The organism is Magnetococcales bacterium (genome assembly GCA_015231925.1).
Taxonomy (GTDB): Bacteria; Pseudomonadota; Magnetococcia; order Magnetococcales; family JADGAQ01; genus JADGAQ01.
In genome coordinates this window covers 1-6586 of record JADGAQ010000216.1, presented here as the reverse complement: position 1 = coordinate 6586, position 6586 = coordinate 1, and the positions used below count along the sequence as shown (strand labels likewise).

6 protein-coding genes and 1 CRISPR repeat array are annotated in these 6586 nt (G+C 60.8%); all 6 genes read left to right on the top strand.

The window, feature by feature from the left end:
• The first annotated feature begins 182 nt into the window (after positions 1-182).
• The 6 genes from cas5c to cas2 are packed head-to-tail and all read left to right on the top strand — an operon-like array spanning position 183 to position 5740.
• A complete protein-coding gene (gene cas5c / locus HQL56_17300; GenBank protein MBF0311276.1) occupies positions 183-911 on the top strand; it encodes a type I-C CRISPR-associated protein Cas5 in 729 nt (242 codons plus the stop codon).
• The gene (cas8c, locus tag HQL56_17295) at positions 908-2722 is read left to right on the top strand and encodes a type I-C CRISPR-associated protein Cas8c/Csd1 (protein ID MBF0311275.1); all 1815 of its coding nucleotides are present in this window, start codon (positions 908-910) and stop codon (positions 2720-2722) included. Before cas5c ends, cas8c begins: the two co-directional genes overlap by 4 nt.
• 25 nt (positions 2723-2747) lie before the next feature.
• Positions 2748-3680, top strand: a complete 933-nt coding sequence (gene cas7c / locus HQL56_17290) for a type I-C CRISPR-associated protein Cas7/Csd2 (protein MBF0311274.1) — start codon at positions 2748-2750, stop codon at positions 3678-3680.
• 55 nt (positions 3681-3735) lie between these two features.
• Positions 3736-4401, top strand: a complete 666-nt coding sequence (gene cas4 / locus HQL56_17285) for a CRISPR-associated protein Cas4 (protein MBF0311273.1) — start codon at positions 3736-3738, stop codon at positions 4399-4401.
• Between the two features lie 3 nt (positions 4402-4404).
• Positions 4405-5439, top strand: coding sequence for a type I-C CRISPR-associated endonuclease Cas1 (gene cas1c / locus HQL56_17280; GenBank protein MBF0311272.1), 1035 nt, complete (start codon positions 4405-4407; stop codon positions 5437-5439).
• 10 nt (positions 5440-5449) lie between these two features.
• Positions 5450-5740, top strand: coding sequence for a CRISPR-associated endonuclease Cas2 (gene cas2, locus HQL56_17275; GenBank protein MBF0311271.1), 291 nt, complete (start codon positions 5450-5452; stop codon positions 5738-5740).
• 194 nt (positions 5741-5934) lie between these two features.
• Positions 5935-6566: direct repeats of the CRISPR family, unit length 32 nt; unit sequence GTCGCCCCCCACGCGGGGGCGCGGATTGAAAC.
• Between the last annotated feature and the right edge of the window lie 20 nt (positions 6567-6586).

Genomic DNA, 6586 nt, shown 5'->3' with positions numbered 1-6586 from the left:
CGGGGGGGATTATCCCCCCCGACGGGTCCAGGGCAGCGCCCTGGGACTTTTTCTTTCGCTGTTGATTCGCCGACCCCATGGGGTCCAGGGGGCACCCCTGGGACTTTTCCTTTCGCTATTGATACGGCCTATGCAGGGTCCTCAATAGTAACAAATTTATCCTGTCAGGAGGTGAGTATGCCATGAGCTACGGAATCCGCTTGAAAGTCTGGGGTGAATATGCCTGTTGGACTCGTCCGGAGATGAAGGCCGAACGAGTCTCCTACGATGTGATGACCCCCTCGGGAGCGCGGGGCATTCTGGAGGCCATCTACTGGAAACCGCAAATGCGCTGGGTGATAGACCGCATCCACGTCCTGGAACCCATCCGCTTCGCCAACATCCGGCGCAACGAGGTGGATCCGCTCAAGGTCTCCGTCACGGCCAAGGCGATGCAAGGTCAGGGGGAGACCCCGTGCCTTTACGCTGAAGAGAACCGGCAACAACGGGCCACTCTGCTGTTGACCAACGTCTGTTACGGCATCGAGGCCCATATCGAGGTGCTGGACGACACGGAACGCGGCGGCGCCACCCTGACGGACCCGGTGGCCAAACACCTGGATCAGTTCAACCGCCGCCTGAAAGACGGCGCCTGTTTCCATCGCCCCTACATGGGCTGCCGGGAGTTCCCCGCCTATTTCGCCCCGGTGGGGGAGGAGGGGTTCCCGGCGACTCCGGCTGAATTGGCCACGGAGCGGGACCTGGGCTTCATGCTCTACGATATGGAACACGCCGGATTTCCGGGGCCAACCCCGCGCCCCCATACCTGCACCGAGCGCTGCCAGGCGCGATTTTTCCGCGCCCGCATGGTCAACGGGGTGGTGGATGTTGCCGCCTGCCTGCAAAAGACGCGGGAGGCGTTCGGGCAATGATCCTGCAAGCCCTCCACGACCTCTACGACCGTCTGGCGATGGATCCGGACTACGGCCTTGCCGAACCGGGTTACAGCGTTCAGAACGTCTCTTTTGCGGTGGTGTTGACTCCGGAAGGCCAACTGCATGGCTTTTCGGACGAACAGGTCGACCATCTCATCCCCGGACCGAAGGGTAAAAGCAAAACCCTGCAGAAACCCAGACAGTTGCGGCTGCCGGGTCAGGCCAAGCCCACCGGACAAGGCATCAATCCTTGTTTTTTATGGGATAATGCCAAATACATGCTGGGCTTCGATCCCAAAGACGAAAAACCGGAACGGACCAAACTCTCTTTCCAGGAGTTCCGGAAGAAGCACCTCGAACTGGAAAAAGAGATCGCCGATCCGGCCTATTCGGCGGTTTGCCGTTTCCTGGAGCGCTGGTCCCCCGAAGAAGCGGCAACGCATGACTCCTTGGCCAAATTGGGCAGTGGTTTCGGCGTCTTCAAAATCCAGGGAGAATCCGGGTACGTCCATGAACAGGCCCCTATTCGCCAATGGTGGCAAGGCAAACAGCAGCTTGCCAGGGAGAGCGCGACCTTGCGGGGGCGGTGCCTGATCAGCGGTCAGGAGGATCTTCCCCTGGCGCGGGTTCATGAACCCAAGATCAAGGGAGTTCGCAACGCCCAATCCACCGGTGCTTTGCTGGTATCGTACAATTGTGATGCCTTTACCTCCTATGGCAAAGAGCAAAGTTACAATGGCCCGGTCTCCGAAGCGGCAACTTTTCGTTATTGCACTGTCCTCAACGTTCTCCTGAACGGAGCGATGCGAAACAAACATCGCATTCCCCTGGCGGACGATACCGTACTTTTCTGGACCGGGAAGAAGACAGCCGCCGAAGAGGGCATCGCCTTCCTGTTCTCAGGTGGAGAGGAGGAGGAAAAGGATCCGGAATCGGTCCAGGACATCGCCAGGCTGACCGATGTGCAGATATTTTTTCAAGCCTTGCGACAGGGCAGTCACGCCCTGGGGGAGGATGGCAAAACCCCGTTATACGTCTTGGGGCTCTCTCCCAATGCGGGACGCATCTCCGTGCGCTTTTGGCATCAGGATACCTTGGGTGCCTTCGTGGACCGCTTGCGGGAACACTTCGAAGATTTGGAGATCGTTGGCCCGCCGCAAGCGAGGGAATTCCCGCCGGCCTGGATGCTGCTGAAAGAAACGGCCCGGGACGGCAAGGACGTGGCTCCGCTTTTGGGCGGGGCGCTGATGCGGGCCATATTGAACGGCACCGCCTATCCCGATGCCCTGGCCGCCGCCATCATCCGCCGCATTCGGGCGGACCGCGACGACAAACAACACCCCAACCGGCAGATCAACACCCTCCGCGCCGCCATTCTGAAGGCGTGGCTGAACCGTTCACCCCGTTTCGAAGGAGAACTTACCGTGAGTCTGGATTCCACCCGATCCGACCCGGCCTATCGCCTGGGTCGCCTGTTCGCCGCCTTGGAAAAAACCCAGGAAGATGCCCTGCCGGGACTCAACGCCACCATCCGGGATCGCTACTACGGCGCGGTTTCGGCCACTCCGGGCGCGGTGTTCCCCCGTCTGCTGCGCACCTATCAGCACCATCTGAGCAAACTCAACATCGGTGCCAAGGTGATGCGGGAAAAAGTGGTCCAGGAGATCATGAGTGGCATCGAGGATATCCCCTCCACCCTTCCCCTGGAAGAACAAGGGCTTTTTGCCATCGGCTACTACCATCAGCGACAGGATTTCTTCACCCGCAAGGATGAGGAGAAATCCGCCACCGCTTCGAACAACCCCTGAAGACCGTTTACCAGAGGATCACTCCATGAATCAGCGATATGACTTTGTTTACCTCTTCGACGTGAAAGACGGCAATCCCAACGGCGATCCCGATGCCGGCAACCTGCCTCGGGTCGATGCCGAAACCGGCCATGGCTTGATTACCGACGTCTGCCTGAAACGCAAAATCCGCAACTATGTGCAACTATACCGCGCCGATTCCCAGACGAAGGACGTGACCGATGTTCAGGGTTACGACATCTATGTCCGGGAAAAGGCGGTACTCAACCTGCAGCATGAGCGGGCGTTCAAGGCGTTGGGCATTCCCCTGGATGGCAAGGAGGGCAAACGCAAGGGGGGTGGGGATGAGACGGAAAAAGCCCGCAAATGGATGTGCAACAACTTTTTCGATGTGCGCGCTTTTGGGGCGGTCATGACCACCGGCGTCAACTGTGGCCAGGTGCGGGGACCGGTTCAATTCACCTTCGGGCGCAGTTGTGACCCGGTTATTGCCGCCGAACACAGCATTACCCGCATGGCGGTGACCACGGTGGAAGAGGCCGCCAAACAGGAGGGGGACAACCGCACCATGGGGCGCAAGTTCACCATTCCCTACGGTCTCTACCGCACCCACGGCTTCATCAGCGCCCCGTTTGCCCAACAGACCGGTTTTTCCGATGCCGATCTGGAACTGCTTTGGCAGGCCCTGGAAAACATGTTCGAACACGATCGTTCCGCCAGTCGGGGCGAGATGTCCGCACGGGGTCTGCTGCTGTTCCGCCACGACAGCGCTCTGGGCGAGGCCCCGGCCCATGCCCTCTTTGATCGGGTCAAGGTGCAGCTGCTGAATCCGAAACAGCCGCCCCGGAACTTTTCCGATTATGCGGTACTCTTCGATGGCCAGTTTTTGGAACAGACCTTGGGCATCGGCAACGAAAAAGAGGTCGCCAAGGGCGTCACCCTGGTGCGTCGCTTGTAGTTTCTCCCGTAGGGCATGGACGGAAGGGATACCCCCTTCCGTCCGGAGAAGCGGAATGGAAGAGGATATTCGCTACGCGCCCTTGTCGGCGCTGCAGCATCTTGTCTATTGCGAGCGGCAATGCGCCCTGATCCATCTGGAACGGGTTTGGCTGGACAACCGGCTCACCGCCGAAGGCAACGTGTTGCACGAAAAAACCCATCAGGAAGGCGTCGAAAGTCGACCGGGCATCGGTATCGCGCGTGGGCTGCAGGTGGTTTCCCAAACCTGCAGGCTGATGGGGCAGTGCGATGTCGTGGAGTTTCACGGCAGGCGGGGCAGGGGAGGCGGGGCTCCTCGCTGGGAATCGGTGCAACCCGTGGAGTACAAACGGGGCCGCCCCAAATCCCATGAAGCGGATCGGGTGCAACTGTGTGCCCAGGCCCTGTGTCTGGAAGAGATGTTGGCCATGCCGGTTACGGCAGGTGCCCTGTTTTACGGGGAACCCCGTCGCCGCACGCCGGTTGCCTTCACCCCGGAGTTGCGAGCCACCACCCTCGCCGCCGTGGACCGGCTGCATCGTCTGCTCGATGGGGAAATCACTCCTCCCGCGGTCTATCGGGCCGCGCTGTGCCGGGGGTGTTCACTGCTGGATGTCTGCCTGCCCCGACGTCGGGAGACCCCGGGGCGGGTCTCCATCTGGTTCGGCGAGACCTTGCAACACCTGCTGGAGGAGGGGTGAGCCGTGCAACAGTATCTCAACACCCTGTTCGTAACCCTGGAAGGGGCTTGGTTGCGCAAACAGGGCGAAGCCGTCGAAGTGCGGGTGGAAGGTGATACCCGGCTTCGAGTGCCGTTGCACAATCTGGACGGCATCGTCTGCCTGGGTTGGGATATCGGCGCCTCCGCCCAGTTGATGGCCGCATGCGCCGAAGGGGGCATCACCCTGTCGTTTTGTACCCCCCATGGCCATTTTCTGGCTGCCGCTACCGGATTCGCCCAGGGTAACGTCCTGTTGCGACGGGAACAATACCGTCGGGCGGATCGGGAAGCCGCTTCTTTGGCCATCGCCGGCAACTGCGTGGCCGCCAAAATCGCCAATGCCCGCACCTCGTTGCAACGTGCCCGGCGGGACCGTCCCGAAGCGGCGGGGGATGCGCCTTTGGCTGATGCGGTGGAACAGTTGGGCAACGCTCTGCGAGGCGTAACCCGAGCCCGGGATGCGGACACCTTGCGAGGGGAGGAGGGTAACGCCGCCCACCAGTATTTCAGCGTGTTCAACCACCTGTTATCGGGAGGCGACCCCGAAATCACCTTCTCCGGTCGCAACCGCCGTCCTCCCCTGGATCCGGTCAACGCCCTGCTCTCCTTTCTGTACGCCCTGTTGGGCCACGATTGCCGCTCGGCTCTGGAAGCGGCGGGATTGGATGCCGCCGTGGGCTTCTTCCACCGGGATCGCCCTGGCCGCCCATCCCTGGCCCTCGACCTGATGGAAGAATTCCGCCCCGTTCTGGCGGATCGACTGGCCTTGAGCCTGATCAATCGCAAACAAGTGACCTCCGCCGATTTTGAAAAACGGGAGAACGGCGCGGTTTTGCTGCGGGAAGAATCCCGCAAGAAGATCCTGGTGGCGTGGCAGGAACGCAAAAAAGAAGAGCTGACCCACCCCTTTTTGGGCGAAAAAATGACCTACGGATTACTGCCCCACATCCAGGCCCGACTGCTGGCCCGTCATCTGCGCGGCGATCTCGACGCCTATCCAGCCTTTTTGTGGCGCTGAAAGGGAGGGGATGTACATCTTGGTAGCCTATGACGTATCGACCACGGAACGCGCCGGACAACGCCGCCTTCGGCGCGTCGCCAAAATCTGCCTGGATTACGGCCAAAGGGTGCAAAACTCGGTGTTCGAATGCAAAGTGGATCCCGCCCAGTTGACGATTCTTAAAAAATCGCTGCTGACCATCATCGATCCGGCTCAAGACAGTTTACGGTTTTACAATCTGGGCGCCGAATGGCACAATCGCGTGGAACATTACGGTGCCAAACAGACCTACGACATCGAAGGCCCCTTGATAGTCTGAAAGGCAAGGCAACAGCCGGATATCCCCATCGCGAACCCCAAGCGCACGACATCCGCCGCCAACTTGCCAATAAGGCAAAACAGTCCAATAACAATATGTTTGTACACAATCGAAATCCGTCTGGCTCTGAAAAAAAGGAGGTTCGCGCCAGAGGCGAAAAAAGATGTGGTGGGCCAACTCGTTGCCCGCCGACAGTCGCCCCCCACGCGGGGGCGCGGATTGAAACTGGCGAATCAAGATGTGGGTGCTGGAAAAGGCCCCGGTCGCCCCCCACGCGGGGGCGCGGATTGAAACATCTCCTCCCGCTGGGTGCGGTTTTTGTAGTCGGGTCGCCCCCCACGCGGGGGCGCGGATTGAAACGCCATGACGCCATGTTCCCTTTCCAGCGCATGGTTGTCGCCCCCCACGCGGGGGCGCGGATTGAAACGGCGTTTCGGGGCGGCTGCCGGCGGCGATGTCTGGTCGCCCCCCACGCGGGGGCGCGGATTGAAACCACCTCGGATCCGGGATGAATGTCCCTGATGTGGTGTCGCCCCCCACGCGGGGGCGCGGATTGAAACCCCTGTTCCGCCGACAGCCGGTACCATTTTGCCGGTCGCCCCCCACGCGGGGGCGCGGATTGAAACTCCTGAATTGGTCTGGTTTCGAGGGTGGGCTCTTGTCGCCCCCCACGCGGGGGCGCGGATTGAAACCGGCTCTTTGAGATTGCAGTGCTGATGCTCCTTGAGTCGCCCCCCACGCGGGGGCGCGGATTGAAACCGGCTCCACCTCTCGGAGCTGGCCACCATCCCACTGTCGCCCCCCACGCGGGGGCGCGGATTGAAACTGGATACCGCCGCACCCCCT